Consider the following 20,327-nt stretch of genomic DNA (forward strand, 5'->3'; position numbering starts at 1 on the left):
TCACGATGCACTCCGAACGCTCAGATGGGCGAGCACGACGTCGTCGAGCGTCGCACTCTCGACCTGCCATCCCGGTGGCACAACGGGTCGGGCGCCTCGGACGACGAACACCGTTCCGTTCGAACCGAGAGCCTCGGAGACCACCGAGCCGTTCTCCACCACCTCCGCCGGATCTCCGGAACCGACAAGAACATAGTGCTCACCGGTGAGCTCGTCGAGACCACCGGACAGCCGAATGCGACCGTCACGCAGCAACATCAGATGATCTGCGACGTCGGCGAGCTCGGCCAGAACATGCGACGAGATCAGGATTGTCGTACCGAACTCGGCGGCGTCACGCATCAACGTCTGCGCGACGGCTCGGCGGGCAACCGGGTCCAGGTCGGCGAGCGGTTCGTCGAGCAAGAGCACGTCGGGTCGACGACCGAGCGCGAGAGCAAGTGCGACGCGAGTGCGCTGGCCAGGAGAGAGCGACCTGATGCGCGCCGATGTCGAAACACCTGCCACCTCTACCAAATGCGCGGCATAGGCGTCGTCCCAGGAGTCGTTCGTCCTGCCGCCGAAGCGCAGAATCTCCTTCACCGTGAATCTCGAATACAACGGCTTGTGCTGAGCGAGATAGGAAAGCCCAGGCGCGATTCCACGCTGGCCCACCGAGTTTCCTAACACCTCGAGCGAGCCACTGTCCGGCGTGAGCAGTCCGACGACGAGCGACATCAGCGTCGACTTGCCTGCACCGTTGGATCCCACCAACGCGGTGACGCTGCCTCGCTCGATCTCGAAAGAACAGGCGTCGAGCACCTTTTTTCGTCGAAAGGATTTGTCGACGCCTGTCATGGACAGGACCGTGTCGCTCATCGCTCGGAATCTCCTTCTTCGGCATAGCGGGTGTCGAGCGCCGAGGCGATCAACGCTTCGAGGTCGGATCGGTCCAGTCCCGCCGCGACGCCATGCGCGACCCAGCGATCCAGTTCTTCGGTCAGTGCCGCCTTCTCTGCCATCCCGGGCTTGGCAAGGGTGGCGACGACGAAAGTGCCGAGCCCCGGCCGTGGTTCGACCAACCCGTCCCGTTCGAGCTCGCGGTAGGCCTTGAGCACAGTGTTCGGGTTGATCGCCAGAGCGCCGACGACGTCCTTGGCAGTCGGCAACCGTTCGCCGACCGTCAGTTCACCCAGGCGTAGAGCCTGCTTGGTCTGCAGCACCAGCTGGACGTACGCGGGGATGCCGGAACGCCGGTCGATCCGGTACGCGATCATTTGCCACCATTTCACTAGTGCGTTAGTGAAATGACTGTAGAACACGAACGGTCGTTATGTAAGAGGGAGTTTGTCCTCGACGGGACGAGGGGAAGCTACGCCCGTGCAAACCTTCCTGCCCGAAGCCGGGTTCGTACGGTCCGCTCGTGCGCTCGACGACCGACGCCTCGGGAAGCAACGTGTCGAGACGTTCCAAATTCTGCGTGCGCTGATCTGGCCGACGTACGGATGGAAGCGTCATCCCGCGGTCACCATGTGGCGAGGGTTCACGCCGGCGCTCATCGCGTACGGCGTCGCGACGTGCCGCGAATGGGCCGCGCGTGGCCACGCGGATGCACTCGAAGCGCAGCTTCTCGACTACGGCCCGGCGTTCACGTTCGACGAACTCAGCCGCGAAGGCCGGCTACCGCCCTGGCTGGGCGACGACGCAGTCCACGACAGTCACCGACGCTCGCTGGCGAACAAAGCCCCCGACCTGTATCCCAAGGACTGGTCCGGCGACACCGGATACGTCTGGCCCACCCCGCCCTACCCAGTGTGGCCCTTACCTTTTCGGGTCGGTACAGATACGTTGGCCGCCGAGACGCCGACGAAAACCGTCGGACATCTGCTCGACGCCGCTGCACCCGGCGCTGCTCTCCTCGAACCCGGACACCCGGCGTGGGATGCGTTGCAGCAGTTGAAGAAAAGAGAATCGGTCGCCATCGACTTCACCGAACCGTCGACACTCGCCCTGGCTGCCAGTCGAATTCGCGCCGGTCTGACGGCGCGCATTCTGGACCTCGACGCCCCGACCGACGACCCTTTGCCTGCCAAGACTTCCGAGCAGGGCGGAACGGTGTCGAAATCGATCGCGCGGATGCCCAGCGAAGAGGACCGCGAAGCCATGGCCGCCGAAGCGACCGACCCGGGCCGAATTCGCTACTTCAGGCGGGGCCAGACCGTCGTCGACCCTTCTCGTTTTTCTCTTGTCGTGACGACCGGTGCGCCTGTGCCGGCCGAATTGGCGGATACAACGACTCTGGCGATCACGCCTGCGCGGTAGCCCGCGGTGTTTCGGTGCCCTAACCGTCAGTGACATCCCGACCCGATGCGAGGACGATCGAAACAACCGGTCTCGTCTCGACCGGTCGGAACGCGCTTCGTCATTGCGGGGCTGCCGCACTCCGAGCCAGCCAGCGAATGTGGCCCTGCCACTGGGCGGGAGCGTGAAATCGCACTGCGCGGGGAGGACTCATGAATGGCTTCAGAACTGGACTGATGGACAGTGCATTGCACCCTCGGTTCGCATCCGATCTACTTCTTCGGACCACACGACAGACCGCCGCTGCGGGCGGAGCGGACTCGATGTGGATTCCCGACCATCTCAACGGAATTCTGCCGCGATCGATCTGGACGCCGAAACATCTCGGCATGGCAAAACTGTTGCCCAAGGCCGATGCGACACTCGAGCCGTGGACCACGTTGGGGTACGTCGCCGCACAGAACAGGTTGACGCGCCTGCGGTTGGGCGTAGGAGTCACCGATGCGGGTCGTCGAAATCCTGCGGTGACGGCCCAGGCCGCAGCGACGATTCACCAGCTCAGCCGCGGCCGAGCGATCCTCGGCATCGGCCCAGGCGAACGCGAAGGCAACCAACCCTATGGGGTGAATTGGGAGAAACCCGTCGCACGATTCGGCGAAGCACTTGCCACGATTCGGGCTTTGTGGAATTCCGGAGGCTCACCCGTCACGCGGGAGTCGCAGTTCTTCCCGCTGGACAAAGCGGTGTTCGACATTCCTCCCCATAAAGGGAAATGGCCGGAGATCTGGGTTGCGGCGCACGGTCCTCGCATGCTGCGCATCGCGGGTCGCTACGCCGACGCCTGGTTCCCCGCCTATCCGCAGCAGCCGAAACAGTACGCCGAAAAGCTCGCCGCAGTTCAAGCAGCCGCCGTCGACGCTGGCCGCGACCCGACCACCATCATCCCTGCAGCGACTCTGTTCGTGCTGACCGCACGCAGTTCCGGACAGGTCGACGAGATGGTGGAATCCGTCGGCGCCCGGGCCTATGCGCTGTGTGTGTCCGCCGAGGTGTGGGCACGACACGGCGTCGAGCATCCGCTGGGCGCGAATTTCTCAGGGATCCAAGACTTGTTGCCGCAGAACTTCGATGCTGAGACGGCGCTCGACTACGTGAAGCGTGTGCCGCCGTCGTTGATTCGCGAGGTCTGTTTGACGGGGACTCCGTCCGAGATTCTCGATCAAGCCAGTGAGTGGCGTGACCACGGGCTTCGATACGCGGTGCTGTGCAACATCAGCGCCGTTCACACGAAACTGTCTGTCGGCCTTGCTTCTTCACTCCCGCTGATTCAGATTCTGCGGGGGATGCGCAGGCTGTGACCACTGCCGTCGTGAGTGAAAATGTATAGCGGGCTATACATTTTCACTCACGTGCGCAGCCTCTCTGCTTACGTGCGCAGCGTCTAGTGAGCTTCCTCATACGCCTCGACGATGCCCGCGGGAATGCGTCCGCGATCGTTGATTTCGTAGCCGCTGTCGGCCGCCCACTGACGGATGGCGCGGGTCTGCGAGGCATCGCGCTTCACGGGAGCTGCGGGTGCCGGCGCCGCTTTGGTCGTCACTCCGGCCGGTGCTGCTTTCCTCTTACGGCCGCCGACGCGCGTGGCGAAGCCGACGTAGTAATCCAACTTCTTCCGAAAGTCGTTGGCGTTCTTGTTCTTCAGATCGATCACATAGTCGACGCCGTCGAGCGAGAACTCGATCGATTCCCCTTGCCCCTCATCGATTGCAGTGCCGTCGATGTCGTCGATCAATTCGTAAATGACTTGCTTGGCCACGTTCCGATGCCTTTCGAAGTTCGGTGAGTTACCCCCAGGTTAACCACTGTAGATCTCGATGCGGAAATTGGAGCAACGAATTGCCGATAGGACGCAAGACAAAGGGCCCCGAGAAATGCACTCTTTTCGATACAGTGCACCTCGATACCGCGCCACATGGCCATTTCGACAAACCGTCCGGTCCGGATGAGCCCTTGATCGGCGCCATCGTGTCCGAGTTGCGACTCCCCTGAGCGGCGTCGGTATGGCAGTCTGGTGAGAGGGATCACTAGACGACGGGGAGACTCGGATGGGGACCAGAGCTGAAACAGTACATAGCGCGATCGCCGAGTTGGCTCGCGCAATGCATACCTCGAGCAGCTCCAATCCGGTCACTGCAGACACCGTGATTGCCGAGGTCACAGCCGGTGCGACGCGATTCGTTCCCGGCGTCGACCACGCGGGCGTCAGCCTCATTCATCAGCACGGCAAGAAGCGCTCGTTCGAGGCGGTCGCTCCCACCGGGGACATTCCCGAGTACATCGATCATCTTCAGGAGAAACTCGGGATCGGTCCGTGCCTGGATGCCATTCGCGACAAAGCCACTCTGCGGGTCGCCGACTACACCGTCGAGGCGCGGTGGCCGGAACTGACCGAAGCGATCCTCGGCAGCACCGCCGTCCGATCCAGCCTCTCGATTTTCCTGTACACCGATCAGCAGTCGATCGGGGCGCTCAACCTCTATTCGGAAACGACCGACTCCTTCGACGAGGACATCATCGAGCAGGCCGAGGCGCTCGCCGCACATGCGGCCGTCGGAATTTCGGGCGCGCGTAGGGACGAGCAGTTCCGCTCTGCCCTCGCCTCGCGCGACATCATCGGGCAGGCAAAGGGGATCGTCATGGAGCGCTTCGCGATCGACGCTCTTCAAGCGTTTCGACTATTGAGCAAGCTGTCGCAAGACCAGAACATTCCCGTACTCCAACTTGCTCAGCAAGTCATCGATTCCGAGCATCCCTGACGTTCTTCCGTTGCGGCTGAGTCTTTTTCGCGTTGAAGTCCGCGTTAGCCTCGCGCGCACTGATGACACTGGCGATATCGTTCTCCTTGGCAGCACGACGATGGTCGGCTGCGGCACGCCTGTGCTCCTCGATGTCGCCGAACCCTTGCGCGATCGCGCGTTCGTGCACTTCCGCTGCCCGCACATGTGCCATCGCCGCGCGATGATGGCCGACGGACGCAGCCAGATGCGCTCGCGCTGCGCGGTCGTACGCGAGTTCGGCGCGTTCCTGAGCAGACCGCGCGGTCTCCGGCGTACACGGCTTTCCGGCGCCCAAGTCCACGCGTCGCTGCTGCAACTCGCGCGCACGCGCGGCCGCTGCGCTACCCCGCTCGGCCGGGCCGACGGGCCTCGTTTCGTCACTCACGGATTCACCTGCCCGGACATCCGCTTACTCGTTACCTCGATCTCGGTGCATTCCACTATAGAACGCTCGGCATCGCGTGACCGGCCACGACGAAGGGTAGACTCGGCAACGTTCGTACCAAACGAAAACGAGCCCGACCGAATTGCGGCTGCGAGGCAGATTCCGTGAGGCAGACCCTGTGTCCGTAGACGTTTCCACCTCCACCGAGTGGGTCGGTCAGATCCCCGTCGTACATCTGTGTGGAGTTCTCGACGCTCGGAGCTACCTGCACGTTCGCAACGCGATCGTCAAGGCGGCAACCGACGGACCGAAAGCCGTCGTCGTCGTCATCGATCATCTGGTGGCGTCGTCGCCCTCGGCGTGGACGGTATTGACGAGCGCCAGCTGGCTCATCCGCCAGTGGCCGGGCATTCCGCTTCTGGCCGTCTCCAGCTCTCCCGGCCGCAAGACCGAACTCACCCGCAACGCCATCACCAGATACGTGCCACTGCACGCGACGCTCGACGACGCATTGGCCGCGGTCGACATCGACCGTCACGACGAGGGCACGCGCCTGCGCGTCCGCCATCACCGCCCGCGGAGCGGTTCCGCGTTGGTGCAGATGCGCGACCTGGTGACCGACACGTTCGAAGGCTGGGGCCTCCCCGAGTGCGTGCCCGCGGCGCGGTGCATCGTCTCGGTGTTGAGCGGAAACGTCCTCCAACACACCGACAGCGATCTCGATCTACGTATCGAGGTGATCGGTCAGCAGATCAAATTCGCGATGTCCGACGACAGCGATGCTCCCGCAGTGCTGCGTGAAGCCGCGGCCACCAACAACGTCTACGTGTCGGGATTGGCGATCCTGGCGGCGTTGTCGCACTCGTGGGGCAGCGCTCCCACAGGCAACGGCAAGACCGTCTGGGCCGTTCTCGGTCCCGAGCAGTACCTCTCGATGTACCGCTAGTTCTCGTCGTCGATGTGCACCAGCAGCATCGACCCTCGGATTTCTCGATCGTGCACCTTGAACGGACTGCAGCGCACGAGAACTCGGACCGCACGTCCCCGGCGATTGATCGCGTCGAGGCGAATGGACTCGGAGTAGTTCTCGTCGACCAAGGCATTACCCATCAGCGGTCTCAGCGGGGAAGTCGGCAACCCGATATCCAGATTGAGCAGCGCCCTCCCCCGCGCTTCCTGGTCGGTCACGCCCCACAACTCGGTCGACGCGCGGTTCCACACCGTCACGCGCATATCGCGGTCGACGACGATTATGCCGACGTTCGCCGAGTCGAGTATCGAATCGAAGAATTCCTGCGCTTGAGTCAATTCCATCGTCTTGTCCCCGAGCGTCCCGTTGATCTCGTGAAGCTCGTCGTTGGTCGACTGCAACTCCTCGTTCATCGTCTCGAGTTCTTCGTTGGTCGACTGCAATTCCTCGTTGGTGGTCTCGAGTTCTTCCACCGTCGACTGGAGTTCTTCGTTCGTGGTCTCGAGCTCCTCGTTGGTCGACTGCAATTCCTCGTAGGCGTTCTCGAGTTGCTTGTTGGTCTCCTCGACCTTGTCGAGCAATGCCCGCGTGGTGCTGACGTCGAAGAACGCGATCGACACACCCGTCAACCCGTTGCTCGAATCGATCAACGGATTCACGTGAATCTCGAGCCAGATCGGTTGGCTCCCGTGTTGCAGCCATTCGACCTCACGGATGCGCGACGACCGTCGCTCCACCTTGGCCTGCTCGACATATCCGCGAAGCTCGACCGGACGGTACGACAATTCGAGGTCCCGCAGCAGTCGTCCGACATCGCGAGCCGACAATCCGAACAGCGATTCCGCCTGCTGATTCACCATCGCCACGGTCTCGTCGCTCGTCAGCACCACCTGCGCGACGGGTGTGTAGTGGAACGCCAGCTCACGCAGATTGGACACCGCAGGCTGGTCGTGACCGACGTCGGCGAGCGCGTCGGCAGAGGACTGCAGCGAAACGCCCCGCTGGTTCAGCGACTTTCGGAACAGTCGGTTCTTGAGATCGAACGGTACGAACCGGTCACTGTGACTGAGCAGCATCTCGGCGTGACCGAGAAACAGAATGCCGTGCGGTGCCAGAGCGAAATGGAGACGGCCCAGAACGCGTCGCTGCGTCTCCGCATTCAGGTACATCAGTGTGTTGCGGCAGACCAGTAGGTCTATTCGTGAGATCGGCGCATCCTGAACAAGATCGTTCCGGCCGAAGATGACGGCTCGACGCAGATCCTTGCTGAAGACGTACCGCGCGCCGTCCTGATCGAAATAACGCGCGAGGTATCCGGCCGGAATGTTCTCCACTGCCTTCGCCTCGTACGACGCCTGCCGGGCTTGCGACAGTGCCTCCTCGTCGACGTCCGTCGCATAGATCTTGACGCGCTGCCGAAAGCTTTCCGCGCCCACTGCGTCGGCGATGAGCATGGCCAGTGAATAGGCTTCCTCACCCGTCGCGCATCCGGCACTCCAGACTCGAATCGGATCGTCGGGACCACGCTGCGCGAGCAACTGTGGAATGACGATCGTGCGAAGAACGTCCCACGCGTCCGAGTCGCGAAAGAACGCGGTGACGTTGATCAGGATGGTGTTGAACAACGCCGCGAACTCGTCCGCACTGACCTGCAGGTGGTCGAGATAGTCGGGGAATCCCTCGATTCCGACCTGTTCCATGCGGTGGCGAACCCGACGCATCAGGGACGTGCGCTTGTACCCCGTGAAGTCGAATCCACGCGCATCACGCAGGTACCGCAGCAACGCCTCGAAGTCGTCGTCGAGTTCCTCGGCCACACCCAAGTCCTTTCACAGCGCAGTTCATTGCCGATCGGCGACCATGACTGCAGCGTCCATTCTGACGCATCCACGGCGCCCTGATCGGACAGCCCGACAATTCGGTTAGAAGTGGTTCCGACGGGTAAGCCCGTGACGTGCCCGAATCGTCCACCCCCTCTGTAGTAGCTGTCGGCGCCTCCGCCGGGGGTGTCGAGGCGCTGACCGCGTTCGTGGCTCACCTGCCCCGGGACTTTCCACACGCCGTTCTGGTCACACTCCACATGCCCGCGCACGGGACCAGCGCCCTCGCCCACATCCTCGACCGATCCGGCTTGCTGACGGCCGTCACGGCAGAGAGCGGTATGCACCTGCAGCCCGGCGTCATCTACGCCGCGCGACCCGATCGTCACCTTCTCGTCCACGACGGCACGATCTTGCTGAGCGACGGCCCGACGGAAAGCGGGCACCGGCCGTCGATCAACGCTCTTTTCCGGTCGGTCGCGTTGCACTCCGGGCCTCGCGGCATCGGCGTCCTGCTGTCCGGAGTGGGCGACGACGGCGTGGAAGGTCTCGCCGCCATCGCGGAACGCGGCGGTGTGACCGTCGCGCAACATCCCGACGACGCTGTCTACCCGACCCTGCCGTGCAATGCGATCGATGCCATCACCGTCGATCACGTCCTTCCTGTCGGCCAGATCGGCCCGAAACTCGCGACCCTCGTCATTCCCCCGGTCGACGTCGCGCCGCCCCAGAACGACCGGCTGAAATTCGAAGACGAAATCGCACGCAGCAGTCGGTACGAACGCGGACCCACCGGAGACAACCTCGGCTCCCCGTCGGGATATGTGTGCCCCGACTGCGGGGGTGCGCTGATCGCCGTGGACGACAACAACAACTACCGCTGCCACATCGGGCACGGATGGACCGGGGCTGCTCTCCTCGACGCCCAGGACGACCGGATCGAACAAGCGCTGTCGATCGCGCTGCGCAGCCTGCACGAGCGAATCCACCTCGCGACGTCCCTCGCCGTCCGTGCGAAAGCAGGAGCGCTTCAGGACAAGTACCGCAAGTCCGCTCATGAGGCCAGGACGGCAGCAGACACTCTGAGTGCGGCGTTGAAGCGCACGTAGCACTACTTCTCCGACACGGGTGCGGCAGCGCGGAACGCGGCCCACATCCGCTCACCCAGTTCGCGCTGCCCCGCCGCGTTGTAGTGAATCTTCTCGGTTTCGCCGTTGTACAGCCCGCGCGGACCCTCCACGTACACCACCTGGCGACGACGGTTCGGCGTATCACGGTGCACCGCATCGATGACCGGATAGTCAGGATGTCCCGACTCGATCTCGTCCGGCACCATCTGCCCGATCACGAACGGCACCTGGCCGAATTGTGCTCGTAGAGTATCGATCACGAGGTCGAGCTTCGCCGCATACACCGGACCGGGCGTCAGCGGAACGTCGCTCTCGCCTTGGTGCCACAGTACGGCCGCCAGCGTGTTCTCGGAGTTCAGAGCGAGCCCGGACTTCACGCGCGCCACCGCATCCCAGAACAGGTTGACGCGTGCTCCGCGGTCCGCCGGGTCCCATGAGATCCCGTACTTCCGCGCAAAGGCGGAGTCACCACGCGCATACGGAACGAGAAGAACGGGCATGCCCGACGCCTCAGCCAGATTGCGTCCGAACGTCGTCGCGAATCCCACTGCCTTGGAGGGCACTTCGTGGAACAGCGGGTCGCAGCCCGCAACGATCGTGTCTTTCGAACGACCCGACGACGCCCACTGATGCACCCGCGGATGTGGCTTGTCCAGCCCACTCGGGTCGAGGCCGATGCCAGCACCGTGCGCGTTGGACTGGCCGAGAACTGCGACGACGAGGTACGGCTCGCTCGACGGCGGCACCGCGATTCCGGTTCCCAATCGACGCTTCACGATATCCTTCGCCCGCACAACAAGACTCATGACTTCTCGCCTCTACTCGCAGTCGTCGACGGCGGGTTCGCCGGCGAATCGTTCGCCAATCCATCGATTCACAGCATCCCCGTCGACATCGCCGTGTCCTTTACCCGGCTGACGGTCGATCGCGATCACGTCGCCCAAGCCGCACGCCTTGTCCAGCGCGGCATCCGTCCACTCCGCATCGATGTATGTGTCGGCGTCGCCGTAGACGACGAGCATCGGCGCCGACGCACCCTGCTGCGGGACCGCCATCTGCTCGAGCAGTCGGCGCAATCGTGTTGCCGCTTCGGGGGTTCGGGGCGCGAAGTCCGTTGCACCGATCCGATCGGCGGCATCACTGTGCGCCGACGCGACATCCGGGGTGCAGCCACTCAGCACGTCCCAGTTCTCGGCTGCGTTGCCGCTGCGGTAGAGGTCCAAGTCCAGACCCGGGAGTCGTCTCGACAGAGATTCCAACACCCACTGCAGCAGCGGAGCTTGATCCGCTGTCAACGTTCCCTGCTCCGCTTTGTCGACGAGACCCACCATGTTCGCGCCGGGGGCCAGGCTCACAGAGCCCAGCAAGTCCAATTCCGGTGCGTAACCGGCTTGTTCGTTGGCCGCCCATGCTGCACCGCCGCCCTGCGAACCCCCGAACGCGACCCATCTCTCCGAGACGTCAGGAAAGACGTGCCGCAATGCACGCACGGCGTCGATCATGGTGTACCCGGCCGATATGTTGTCCAGATACGGGTGAACCCCGGCGTGCCCGAGGCCCTCGTAATCCGTTATCGCAACGGCATATCCGGCTGCCGCGTACCCCGCTACGAGTGGCGCGACGCCCAGCAGATCGGACGACAACGACGGACCGCATGCTTCGTCGATCCCCGTCGTACCGTGGCCGAACGAGATGACGGGCCACCCGCCGTCCGGCGCAACACCGCTCGGAGTGAACACACTCCCGGACACTTCGGTGTCCACGGATCGATACACCACGCGGGCAGCGTTCACCCCCGATCTGGTAACCGTCCACGGAAGATTCGGCATCGTCTCGGCACTGACGATCGAGCCAGGTCCGGTTCCCGGATCGGCGACCTCGATGGGCTCGGACGGCTTGTCGCGGAACGCGAACGCAGCGATACCGGGCACGGCGAACACCGACGGCGTGGCCGCACAGCCCGATACCAGAAGTGCCGACGCTGCGAGCATCACTGCCGCTGCGATCCTCATTGGGACTGCACCTGCGCACCCGAGTCGGATTCCCAACGGATACTTCCGAATTCGAAGTCACTGACCCGAGCCGTGCCGTCCTGGTACTCCTCCGACGTGGGATAACCGATCTCCGGTGTCCACGCGTCGAGGATGGCGCCGCGCACCAGATGCACACCGGTCCGCTCCGAATAGAACACCCGAGCCCCGCCGTCCGCGTTCAACTGCTGCATCCCTTGCACATACGGGCCCGAAGGAAGAAAGCCGGACTCCAGCACCGCAGCCGACACCTGATGCGGCGACATGACATACCCGTCGTGCGAGCGGAACAGCATCCCACCCTCGAACTGTTGCGCGACGTACGGCCTGCCGATCCTGTCGTGGCCCGGATACACCGGAGTCAGCGCCTCTCCCAACGACGACATACTCTGCGCCACAGCGTGCATCCCGAGGTAGTCCGGATCGACGAGCATGCCCGACGCGATCGCCGACGTCACCGCCTCGTACGCGGGCTTCGGCGTGAAATCACGACGCAGAACCCCGAAATTGTCCTCCGGGTTCTGCGAATCGGCCAGACGATCACGAATCTCGTGCACATACATCGGCCCGGCATAGGGCAGCTGGCTCCATTCATGGATGAACGACGACATCAACTCGCCCTGACGATCTTCGGTGATTCCGGCACCCACGTCGGTCGGTGAGCCGAACTCGGTAGCCCAGATCTGCTTCTGGTCGTCACCGTTGTGGAGCATTTCGCGTCGCATGTCCGCGATCATCCGCAACGCGCCGTCGGGAATCGACTCGGTGCCGACGAGCGTGCCCGGGTACGAGTACGGATGAACCGACAGGACATCGAAATATCCTTGTGCGCCAGCCTGATACATACGTTGCAGGAACGTCAGCCCGTTCATCGTGTTCTCGTTGTCACCGACGGCTCCGATGGCCCCACCGACGACGACCGCATCCGGATCCACGGCCTTGATCTGTGTATACGCCTGCTGCAGCATCGCGGCATACAGTTCAGGGTCGGCCCACGGCGCGAAGAACACCTTGCCGTTGGGCTCGTTCCATATCTCGTAGTGCTGGACGCGACCCGAGAAGTGCTGTGCCACTTGCCCCGCGTACTGCCCGTACTCCTCCGCGGACGCCGGTTTGCTCGTCAGGCCGAGCTGTGGGTCCGCCGCCGCCCATTCGGGGGTGTAGTCGAGGATCGCGAGCACCTCGATTCCTCGCTCCAACGCGGCATCGACGACGCGGTCCGTCGGCTCCCAGACCTGCAGTCCCCGTTGCGGTTCCAACAACGGCCACGCCATGTCGAGGCGCAACCGCGACGACCCGGATGCCGCCACCGCGTCGAGACTGCGGTCGAGTTCGTCCTCGCTCGCCCACAACAACGGCGCACCTCCGGTGAAACCGATGGGCTTCAACGGAATCGGCGTGAGCGACGCAGGATCCGGATCGGGGATGCTCGGCCCGTCGAGGACGAGCGCGTCGTTCTGCTGAACCGGCGCTGCGGTACAGCCTGCAACCAGAGTGCACACCGCCGCCGCGAGGAGCAGTCGTCTCACTTGGACTTGTACCTACGAGCCAACATCAGCGCCGGCTTCTCCACGAGACGGTACGTGAGCGTGCCGAACACGATGCTGACAACGGTGACCACGACGAAGTTCCACAGCATGCCTGCCGGACTGTCACCCGCCATCCAGCCGAAGCGTCCGACCATGATGAGAATCGGGAAGTGCCACAGGTACACGCTGAGCGAGATGGTGCCGATGTAGCTGAGAGGCGCCCAATCGGCGCGTTCGGCGAACTTCGACTTCTCACCGCGAGCCAACGGCACGATGATGAACAGGATCAGCAACGCCGACCCGATCGCGACGAACGTGCTCTGCCACCGGGAATTGTCGTCGATCAACTTCAGCGAGATGGCCGCGACCGGAATCATCGCCAATCCTGCCCACCACCGCATGCGAGTGACGAACCGGCCCTTCATGATTCCGCGTTCGATGGCCACGAACACGACGGCGACGAGCATGCCGTACGTGAAGTTGTCGGCGAGCGACCAGAAGCTGCGGCTCAGGACCGCGATCTCGTTGGGACCCCACTCGAGCAACAGCGGATCCGTGATGCCCGACGCCTCGGCGCGGCTCTGCGTGTACAGCTTGCCGGTGAGGCCGATGAGGAACATCACCGCGACAGGGATCATCGCAAGAACGGGAGCACCGATGTTCGTGCGCTTCCGTAGGGAGAAGGAGATGGCGGCGAGCAACGGCAACGCGATGTAGAACGCGAACTCGAGCGACAGCGACCACGACGGGTTGATACCGGTCTGCAGGTACTGCGGGATGTACGAGTGCACGAGCGTCAGATTCGCCAGCAGCGCAAGCGGATCGGTCAGCATGCCGAGTCCGGCGTCGGTGAAGTGTCGTTCGGCGACGGCGGTGTTCTCGGTGAACACGGCTCGGAGCACGAAGCTGCACAGCAGGAAGATGACGATGTACGCCGGGAAGACACGAAGGACGCGGTGGACGGCGTAACTCTTGGTGTCCGGCATCGGTTTTCCCGCGAACAGCCTGCGTACCATCGGCAGGAAGATCAGGAACCCGGACAGTGCGAAGAAGAAGACAAGGCCTTGCCCGAGCAGACCCAGCTTGAACGTCGCGACCGTCTGTGGGCTGTTGTGGCCACCGACGTGCACGGCGAGGACCATCAGGCAGGCGACTCCGCGTGGTCCGTCCAGACCGAGGATCCGCGCGGGTCGCTTGTCGGTCGGTGCGGGTTCGGTGGCCGCTGCGGCTGTCCTGTCGGGGGTAGCAGTCATTTCTCTCGCCTTAGGGTTGTGGCGGTGCGGGGCACGAACTGAGGGCCGGGACGCCCGAGAAGCGCTCGGTGATCCACGGGAACGCAGCAGCTCCGTCGATGTCTGCGTGACCTGCAGCGGGCTGCAGGAGAGATTGAAGAGTGTCTCCGGAAGCACACGCCGCGCCGATGGCATTGTCCGTCCACGGCTGGGAGATCAGCGAGTCCTGACCTCCGTAGATCACCAGCATCGGTGCCGATGCGGCAGCGCGCGGCAGGCTCATCTCGCGCAGGTACCCTTCGAGGGCCCTGGTGGCCTCCGGCGTCGCCGGCCGCAGATCGTCGTCGTCGATCTGCGCCGCCAACGAGGTACGGTCCGCTGCGAGAGGCCCACCGCACGCGGACAATTCGTCCCATCGTTCCTCGACGATGCCGCGGCGGTAGTCGTCCAGGTCGATCTCCGGGTGCGACTGCGCCAGACCGACGAGCACCCACTGCAACAGCGGTTTCTGATCGGCTGTCAGGGTCCCGTCGGCTGCTGCCTGGGCGAGACCGGTGATGTCGGCTGCCGGTACGAGGCTGACCGACCCGACGAGGTCGAGACCTTCACCGTACGACGACGCGAGTTCGTTTGCGGCCCATGCCGCTTGGCCACCCTGCGAGCCACCGAACGATGCCCAGCGATCCGAGCTGTCCGGAACCAACTTCTGGGCAGCACGCACCGAGTCGATCAAATTGTTCGCAGCCGTTGTCGCGTCGAGATACGGATGATAGGTGGAGTCGAGACCGAGACCCTGATAGTCGGACACCGCCACGACGTACCCGGACCGCACGAGCGCGGTCACGATCGGCGAACTCCCCAGCAACTCGGGGTCGGTGGACGGTGCACAGTCCGGCTGTACACCCGTGGTGCCGTGGCCGTACGCGATGACCGGCCAACCACCGTCGGGTGCTTCACCTTTCGGTGCGAAGATCGTGCCCGACACCTCCGTGGGCCGGCCGTCCACGCCCGAGGTGGAGCGATAGACGACGCGCGCAGCCGTCGACGAAATGGTGCTGAGGCGGCGGTCGACGGTCAACAGCTCCTCGGCGCTGACCAGTGAACCAGGTCCCGAGTCGGTGTAGTCGGCCGTCAACGTTGCGCCGAACGCAGCTGCGTCGGCCGGTGTCTCACTGTCGCTGGAACACCCGGCGAACACGAGAGCCATCGATACCGCGCACGCCCCGCCGACGCGTCGTAGATGCTTCACCGTCTGGTTCCCCCGTCCTCGTCCGTGATGTCTTCGATCTGGTCGCGGTAGTCGATGGAGTCTCGGCGCAACCCGGATGCCACGACGAGCACGCAGCTGATGACGAACCCCGTTCCGCCACCGACGATCACGTTGCCCATCAACGTCTTCTCGGCCGCAGGCACCGACGCCGCGTCGACGAGCGTCACCTCGGATACCGGGCCGTCGGCACCGAGGTCGACCTCGGAGACGAGCTGAATCAGGTTGGTGGCCACCGAGTTCGCGATGTCACGAGCATCCTCGCCCGTGTCGGCGGTTGCCGAGATCTCGATCAGCGCGGAGCCTGGTTTCGGGAGTACGACGAGGTCCTGCTTCAAGTCCGCCGGCTCGAGGCCGAGACCCAACTCCACGCTGACGCGTCGTAGCACCTGCTCGCTCGTCGCGAGCTGCACGTAACTTTCGACGCGCAACAGTGAACTGCGATTGCCGTCGAGTGCGGCACGCGATGTCGAGGGGCCCTGCGCCGTCAAGAACACGCGCGAGTGTGCCGTATACGTCGGCGACACAAGCGACGTCGCGAGCCACGATCCCGCGAGACACAACACCGTCGCGGCAAGGATCAACGCCCAGGAGTCACGGATCATCCGCCCGTAGTCCTTCAGCCGTGGCACTCCGACGGGCGCGATCATCGATTCAGCTCACAGGTGTCGACGACGCTCTGACCGGCGAACCGCGCCTTGACCCACGGAAGCGACCGCGTGCTGTCGAGGTTCCCGTGCCCTTCACCGCGATGCAGCTCGTATTCGACGACGTCGCCCGACGCGCAGGCCCTCTCCAGAGCCTTCTCCGTCCACGGCTGGAGGATCAGGTCGTCTTCCGAGCCGTACATGACCAGCAACGGTGACGTCGACTTCTGTTGCGGTACAGCCATTCCAGCGAGCCACCCACGCAAGCGGTCCGTCGCTTCGACGCTCGCCGGTCGCAGATCCGCGGGCTGCAGCCGAACGACCAACTCCGGCACGAGATCGGAGCCCGGCGGGACGCACTGCATGAAGTCGTCCCACCGCTCCCGCGCCAGCCCGGATCGGTAGTCGTCGAGATTCATCTCCGGATGCGTGATGGACAGCCCCCGCAAGGCGTACATGAGGAGGGGGTACTGCGCCCGTGTCAACGTGCCTGCGGCAGCTGCGTCGGCGAGACCGGCCATGTCCGAGACGGGCACGATGGCAGCGGTGCCGACGAGATTCAGGCCTCCGCCGTACTCGCCGTTGCGGTCGCTGGCAGACCACGCCGCCATGCCGCCCAGCGACACACCGTAGGCAGCCCACCTGTCGCTCAGCGTCGGAACCAAGTTGCGTGCCGCACGCACGGCGTCGATCATGTTGTAGCCGAGCGTCTTCGAGTCCAGATACGGGTGATAGTCGCCGTCGAGGCCCAACCCCTGGTAGTCCGACATCGTCACCGCGTAGCCGTTCAGCACCAATGCTGCGACGATCGGTGCGCTGCCGAGCAGGTTCGCGTACTCCGACGGCCCGCAGTTGTTCAGCACACCCGTCGTACCGTGACCGAAGGAGATGATCGGCCAACCGCCCTCGGGCGCAGTGCCTCCGGGCAGTACGACGACTCCTGAGACGTTCGTGGACCGCCCGTCGATTCCCGACGTCGAGCGATACACGACACGTGTTGCAGTCGCGCCCAATTCGGTGATGTCGGCGGCGATATCGACGATCGGATCCGCCGCCAGGAGCGAGCCCGGACCCGTGTCCGCCATGTTCGGCGGTGGGAGCGGCTCGGGTGGCTGCGTCGTTGCGGTGACGGGCGCTGTGGCGACGTCGGGTGACAGGACCACTCGGTTGTCGCCCGCACAGCCCGCCAGAAGCAGAGCAGCGGCACACAGTCCTGCCGCGACACGGACCGGTCTCGTGGACCGCACCATGCGTCTAGCTCCTGCTGGACGAGGAAGCAGGCGCCTCCCAGGTGACGTCGGCGGCCTGCGGCTTCACCGGTGCAGCAACGATTTTCGCGTGCGATGCACCGCGTCGACGCGTCGGCTCGAACGTGGTCACCACGCCGAGCACCGTGCCGCCGACTCCACCCAGAACCTTGATCGTTCGTCGTAGCTGCTCGCGCGTCGTGCGACCGATGCGCGCCAGAACCAGTGCGCCGTCGGCGAGGGCGGTGAGAATGGCACCGTCCGTGACGTCGAGCAGCGGGGGCGTGTCGATGACGACGTATCGGTAGTCGCCGCGCAGGGATTCGAGGAGGACCTGCGCGCGGTCCGACCCGAGCAGTTCGCTCGGATTGGGCGGTACCGGGCCGGCGGGCAGAACCGAGACACCGTTGATGACGTCGCGATGGATCGCGTCGTCGGCACGGTGCTCCCCGGACAGGACGGTACTGAGTCCGCGAGTCTGCGCGATACCGAGACGCTCGGCGAGCTCGGGCGTGCGCATGTCGCCGCCGACGAGCAGTACCTTGTGTCCGGCCTCGGCCAGAACCGCCGCGAGGTCGATGGCGGTGGACGTGCGCCCCTCTCCCGCACTGCCGCTCGTCACGGTGATGACGCGGGGCGGGGACCCTGCTCCGAGGAACCGAATGTTGGTGCGCAGCGCCCGAAGTGGCTCACCCATACGGGCGAACGTCGAGACAGGGGTCGACGGCCGCTCCGCGTCGAAGGGAATCCCGCCCAACACGGCGCGCCCCGAGATGTCCTCTGCACGAGAGCGATCGCGCACGGATCGATCCATCAGTCCGCGAGCGAGTGCCGCCAACACACCGACGAGCAAGCCCGCGACACCTCCGAGCACGAGAAGGGAGAGCAGGCCGGTACCCATCGGGCTCGACGGGACATCGGCCTGATCGACGATCGTCGCGCCTGCGGCCGGGCTGCCACCGCGCTGCGACGTCTCGAGTTCTTGGACGACCTGAGTCAACTGCCCCGCGACGGCATTGGTCAGTGCCCGGGCGACCTCGGGATCGGAATCGGTGGCGCACAGATCGAGCAACACGGTCTTCTCGATGGGCGTTGCAGTGAGCCTGTCGCGCAACTCGTTCGCCGTCATGGGCTGCTGCAACTGATCGACCGCACGCTGAGCGACCTGGGTGCTCGTGGCCAACCCGGCGTACGAGTTCACGCGCTCCTGAGAGAAGAGGTTGTTCTGATAGGCCTCGCCTACCGAGCTACCGCCTTCCGTCGTGACGAACAGACGGGCACACGCCTGATACCGATCCGGCGAGACCATCGAGTAGACGAACCCACCGACGATTCCGAGTACCGTCACGAGAGCGACGATCCACCATCCCGCACGGAGAATCCGCCCATACTCTCGAATCTCCACGAAATGCTCCTCTTCGATAGCCCGGTTCGCCAGAAAGAATAAAGTGCCGACGACAATTCAGCAGTACATACATGTTGCGAGCGGATGAAAGCGTGACAACATCAGTGCCCATGAACATCTCGAAACGTGTTGACGCGGCTCTGATCGTCGTCGTCCCGTTTTTCGTTACATTCTTGATGATCTTCGGTGGAACACCAGCAAAATTGGGTGCTTTCGCCCTCGTCGGACTCGCGGTGGGAGCTTACATCGGGCTGCGACATCCGACGTATCTGACTCGTACTCTTGCTTTTTCGTTGGGCGCTTTGCCGTTCGGCTATCTGCCGGGCGTGCACGCACCGCTGGTGTTCACTCTCGGATTCAGCGTCGTTCTCGCTTCGGTGATCCACCGCACAGGAGTGAGTCGCGTCACATACGGTGAGATGGCTGTCATCACCCTGATCGTCACGTCCGCTCTGTCGGTCGTCGCAACCGGCAGTGCGACAGTCGATTACACCGAATTCGGTAAGTGGCTTGTTTCCACCCTCGTAGTGGTCTCCTTGCTTCGATTGCCTCGCCGAGAACTCGAGCTGTTCGGACGCATCTACGTCTATGCAGCGTCGCTCGCCGCGGCCTTTGCCGTCGTCATCCTCGCCGGGGACCCGTCAGGCAAGCTCATCGGTTACCTCTCACCGTTCGGCTACGGCACCGAAGAGGACAGTGCACGGCGCGTCTACACAGGCGGTACGACGACGGTTCGCCTGGCCGGGACCTATATCGACCCCAACGCAGCGGGCATCGGCCTGTTCGTCGCACTGATGCTGTGTGTCCTGCTGATTCGCGGTAGGACACGATGGGCATTGTCGGCGTTGCTGTTCGGGGCCATCGTGCTGACGCTGTCGCGGGCGGCGTTGTTCTCGGTGGTGTTCGGCGTCGTCCTCATGCTGCTGTTCCAGACCATGCGCACGCGTGATCGCGCCGTCATCATCGGCGGATTCTTCGCCGCGTTCGTCGCGGCGCTGTCCATCCCGACCGTGCGAAGCCGTGTGCTGTCGTCGTTCGGAAGCGGTGACGCAGGCTCGAGCGCACGAGGCGATGCCCTCGTCGACTTCCCCGGTCACATGGCCGGACACTGGCTGTTCGGGCTCGGCTGGGGCCGCACGGAATTCAAGGATCCGGGCTCCGCATTCGAGGTCAACTACGTGGCCAACGCCCCGCTGCTGTCGGTGTACCGCGGCGGAATTCTCGCGGGCCTTGCCTTCGTCGCAGTCATCGTCGTCGGCGCGATCATCGGGTACCGGTGCCTACGATCCAAGAACTGGGAGCACGGATTCATCGGCGGCGGATTCATCGGATTCTCCGTCGTCGCGCTGCAGTTGGATTTTCCCGTCGTCACCATTCCGGCGACCACGATGGCCTTTTCCGTGCTCATCGTATTCCTCGTCGTGGCGTGGGAAAAAGCGACCGATAACGTGCCCGACGACCGAAGTCGGGGGCCATTGACTGCACCGAGACCGGTACCGTCGAACACTGCCTGACCAGCAGTTCGATACTGTCGAACTATTTACTTTC

Annotated in this window: 19 protein-coding genes; 6 read left to right on the forward strand and 13 right to left on the reverse strand. The window is 63.9% G+C overall.

Going from position 1 to position 20,327, the window contains the following annotated elements:
• Entirely contained in the window at nucleotides 1-858 is an 858-nt protein-coding gene (locus CHB96_RS14615) for an ABC transporter ATP-binding protein (protein WP_089247435.1), read from the reverse strand.
• Nucleotides 855-1,256: a GntR family transcriptional regulator gene (locus CHB96_RS14620; protein ID WP_089247437.1), complete on the reverse strand. Its 402-nt coding sequence runs from the start codon at nucleotides 1,254-1,256 to the stop codon at nucleotides 855-857. Before CHB96_RS14620 ends, CHB96_RS14615 begins: the two co-directional genes overlap by 4 nt.
• Nucleotides 1,257-1,359: 103 nt before the next feature.
• Between CHB96_RS14620 and CHB96_RS29695 the strand changes: the two genes are divergently transcribed.
• Both CHB96_RS29695 and CHB96_RS14630 read left to right on the forward strand, forming a co-directional pair.
• On the forward strand, nucleotides 1,360-2,301 hold the full coding sequence (locus CHB96_RS29695; protein ID WP_176444299.1) for an MSMEG_6728 family protein: 942 nt from the start codon (nucleotides 1,360-1,362) through the stop codon (nucleotides 2,299-2,301).
• Nucleotides 2,302-2,492: 191 nt separating this feature from the next.
• Nucleotides 2,493-3,638 carry an LLM class flavin-dependent oxidoreductase gene (locus CHB96_RS14630; protein WP_089247439.1) on the forward strand — a complete coding sequence of 382 codons (1,146 nt, stop codon included), beginning with the start codon at nucleotides 2,493-2,495 and terminating at the stop codon, nucleotides 3,636-3,638.
• 83 nt (nucleotides 3,639-3,721) lie between these two features.
• Here CHB96_RS14630 and CHB96_RS14635 read toward each other — a convergent pair whose 3' ends face one another.
• Nucleotides 3,722-4,096 (reverse strand): histone-like nucleoid-structuring protein Lsr2, encoded by a 375-nt coding sequence (locus CHB96_RS14635; RefSeq protein ID WP_089247441.1) that lies wholly within the window; start codon nucleotides 4,094-4,096, stop codon nucleotides 3,722-3,724.
• A gap of 343 nt (nucleotides 4,097-4,439) precedes the next feature.
• Between CHB96_RS14635 and CHB96_RS14640 the strand changes: the two genes are divergently transcribed.
• Nucleotides 4,440-5,096, forward strand: coding sequence for a GAF and ANTAR domain-containing protein (locus CHB96_RS14640; protein WP_089247443.1), 657 nt, complete (start codon nucleotides 4,440-4,442; stop codon nucleotides 5,094-5,096).
• Here CHB96_RS14640 and CHB96_RS14645 read toward each other — a convergent pair.
• A complete protein-coding gene (locus CHB96_RS14645) occupies nucleotides 5,074-5,502 on the reverse strand; it encodes a hypothetical protein (protein ID WP_176444300.1) in 429 nt (142 codons plus the stop codon). The two genes, CHB96_RS14640 and CHB96_RS14645, sit on opposite strands and share 23 nt — an antisense overlap.
• 178 nt (nucleotides 5,503-5,680) lie before the next feature.
• Between CHB96_RS14645 and CHB96_RS14650 the strand changes: the two genes are divergently transcribed.
• Nucleotides 5,681-6,448, forward strand: a complete 768-nt coding sequence (locus tag CHB96_RS14650; protein WP_141136489.1) for a sulfate transporter — start codon at nucleotides 5,681-5,683, stop codon at nucleotides 6,446-6,448.
• Here the strand turns inward: CHB96_RS14650 and CHB96_RS14655 are convergent.
• On the reverse strand, nucleotides 6,445-8,289 hold the full coding sequence (locus CHB96_RS14655) for a CheR family methyltransferase (protein ID WP_245865702.1): 1,845 nt from the start codon (nucleotides 8,287-8,289) through the stop codon (nucleotides 6,445-6,447). The two genes, CHB96_RS14650 and CHB96_RS14655, sit on opposite strands and share 4 nt — an antisense overlap.
• Nucleotides 8,290-8,426: 137 nt before the next feature.
• Here CHB96_RS14655 and CHB96_RS14660 point away from each other — a divergent pair, with 137 nt between their 5' ends.
• Nucleotides 8,427-9,401 (forward strand): chemotaxis protein CheB, encoded by a 975-nt coding sequence (locus tag CHB96_RS14660; RefSeq protein ID WP_089247447.1) that lies wholly within the window; start codon nucleotides 8,427-8,429, stop codon nucleotides 9,399-9,401.
• Between the two features lie 2 nt (nucleotides 9,402-9,403).
• On the opposite strand, the gene CHB96_RS14665 is transcribed toward CHB96_RS14660, so the two are convergent.
• The 8 genes from CHB96_RS14665 to CHB96_RS14700 are packed head-to-tail and all read right to left on the reverse strand — an operon-like array spanning nucleotide 9,404 to nucleotide 18,779.
• The gene (locus CHB96_RS14665; RefSeq protein ID WP_245865705.1) at nucleotides 9,404-10,198 is read right to left on the reverse strand and encodes a sialate O-acetylesterase; all 795 of its coding nucleotides are present in this window, start codon (nucleotides 10,196-10,198) and stop codon (nucleotides 9,404-9,406) included.
• 42 nt (nucleotides 10,199-10,240) lie between these two features.
• Nucleotides 10,241-11,434 carry a lipase family protein gene (locus CHB96_RS14670; protein WP_089247450.1) on the reverse strand — a complete coding sequence of 398 codons (1,194 nt, stop codon included), beginning with the start codon at nucleotides 11,432-11,434 and terminating at the stop codon, nucleotides 10,241-10,243.
• A complete protein-coding gene (locus CHB96_RS14675; protein WP_089247452.1) occupies nucleotides 11,431-12,981 on the reverse strand; it encodes a cellulase family glycosylhydrolase in 1,551 nt (516 codons plus the stop codon). Before CHB96_RS14675 ends, CHB96_RS14670 begins: the two co-directional genes overlap by 4 nt.
• Nucleotides 12,978-14,234 (reverse strand): acyltransferase family protein, encoded by a 1,257-nt coding sequence (locus CHB96_RS14680; protein WP_089247454.1) that lies wholly within the window; start codon nucleotides 14,232-14,234, stop codon nucleotides 12,978-12,980. The genes CHB96_RS14675 and CHB96_RS14680 overlap by 4 nt, the downstream gene beginning before the upstream one ends.
• 10 nt (nucleotides 14,235-14,244) lie before the next feature.
• Nucleotides 14,245-15,462 carry a lipase family protein gene (locus CHB96_RS14685; protein ID WP_245865707.1) on the reverse strand — a complete coding sequence of 406 codons (1,218 nt, stop codon included), beginning with the start codon at nucleotides 15,460-15,462 and terminating at the stop codon, nucleotides 14,245-14,247.
• A complete protein-coding gene (locus tag CHB96_RS14690) occupies nucleotides 15,459-16,130 on the reverse strand; it encodes a YveK family protein (RefSeq protein WP_089247456.1) in 672 nt (223 codons plus the stop codon). The genes CHB96_RS14685 and CHB96_RS14690 overlap by 4 nt, the downstream gene beginning before the upstream one ends.
• Nucleotides 16,127-17,377 carry an alpha/beta hydrolase family protein gene (locus CHB96_RS14695; RefSeq protein WP_089247458.1) on the reverse strand — a complete coding sequence of 417 codons (1,251 nt, stop codon included), beginning with the start codon at nucleotides 17,375-17,377 and terminating at the stop codon, nucleotides 16,127-16,129. The genes CHB96_RS14690 and CHB96_RS14695 overlap by 4 nt, the downstream gene beginning before the upstream one ends.
• 4 nt (nucleotides 17,378-17,381) lie before the next feature.
• Complete coding sequence (locus CHB96_RS14700; RefSeq protein WP_089247460.1) at nucleotides 17,382-18,779, reverse strand: tyrosine-protein kinase domain-containing protein; 1,398 nt, start codon at nucleotides 18,777-18,779, stop codon at nucleotides 17,382-17,384.
• A 92-nt stretch (nucleotides 18,780-18,871) separates the two neighbouring features.
• On the opposite strand from CHB96_RS14700, the gene CHB96_RS14705 reads away from it, so the two are divergent.
• Nucleotides 18,872-20,293 (forward strand): O-antigen ligase family protein, encoded by a 1,422-nt coding sequence (locus CHB96_RS14705; protein WP_245865710.1) that lies wholly within the window; start codon nucleotides 18,872-18,874, stop codon nucleotides 20,291-20,293.
• The last annotated feature ends 34 nt before the right edge of the window (nucleotides 20,294-20,327 follow it).

Origin of the sequence: Rhodococcoides kyotonense (assembly GCF_900188125.1) — a bacterium.
GTDB lineage: Bacteria > Actinomycetota > Actinomycetes > Mycobacteriales > Mycobacteriaceae > Rhodococcoides > Rhodococcoides kyotonense.

Excerpts from the sequence above, each read along its gene's own strand:
- CHB96_RS14615 (WP_089247435.1), bottom strand. The coding sequence starts at position 858 with ATGAGCGACACGGTCCTGTCCATGACAGGCGTCGACAAATCCTTTCGA.
- CHB96_RS14620 (WP_089247437.1), bottom strand. The coding sequence starts at position 1,256 with ATGATCGCGTACCGGATCGACCGGCGTTCCGGCATCCCCGCGTACGTC.
- CHB96_RS14630 (WP_089247439.1), top strand. The coding sequence starts at position 2,493 with ATGAATGGCTTCAGAACTGGACTGATGGACAGTGCATTGCACCCTCGG.
- CHB96_RS14640 (WP_089247443.1), top strand. The coding sequence starts at position 4,440 with ATGCATACCTCGAGCAGCTCCAATCCGGTCACTGCAGACACCGTGATT.
- CHB96_RS14670 (WP_089247450.1), bottom strand. The coding sequence starts at position 11,434 with ATGAGGATCGCAGCGGCAGTGATGCTCGCAGCGTCGGCACTTCTGGTA.
- CHB96_RS14680 (WP_089247454.1), bottom strand. The coding sequence starts at position 14,234 with ATGACTGCTACCCCCGACAGGACAGCCGCAGCGGCCACCGAACCCGCA.
- CHB96_RS14690 (WP_089247456.1), bottom strand. The coding sequence starts at position 16,130 with ATGATCGCGCCCGTCGGAGTGCCACGGCTGAAGGACTACGGGCGGATG.
- CHB96_RS14695 (WP_089247458.1), bottom strand. The coding sequence starts at position 17,377 with ATGGTGCGGTCCACGAGACCGGTCCGTGTCGCGGCAGGACTGTGTGCC.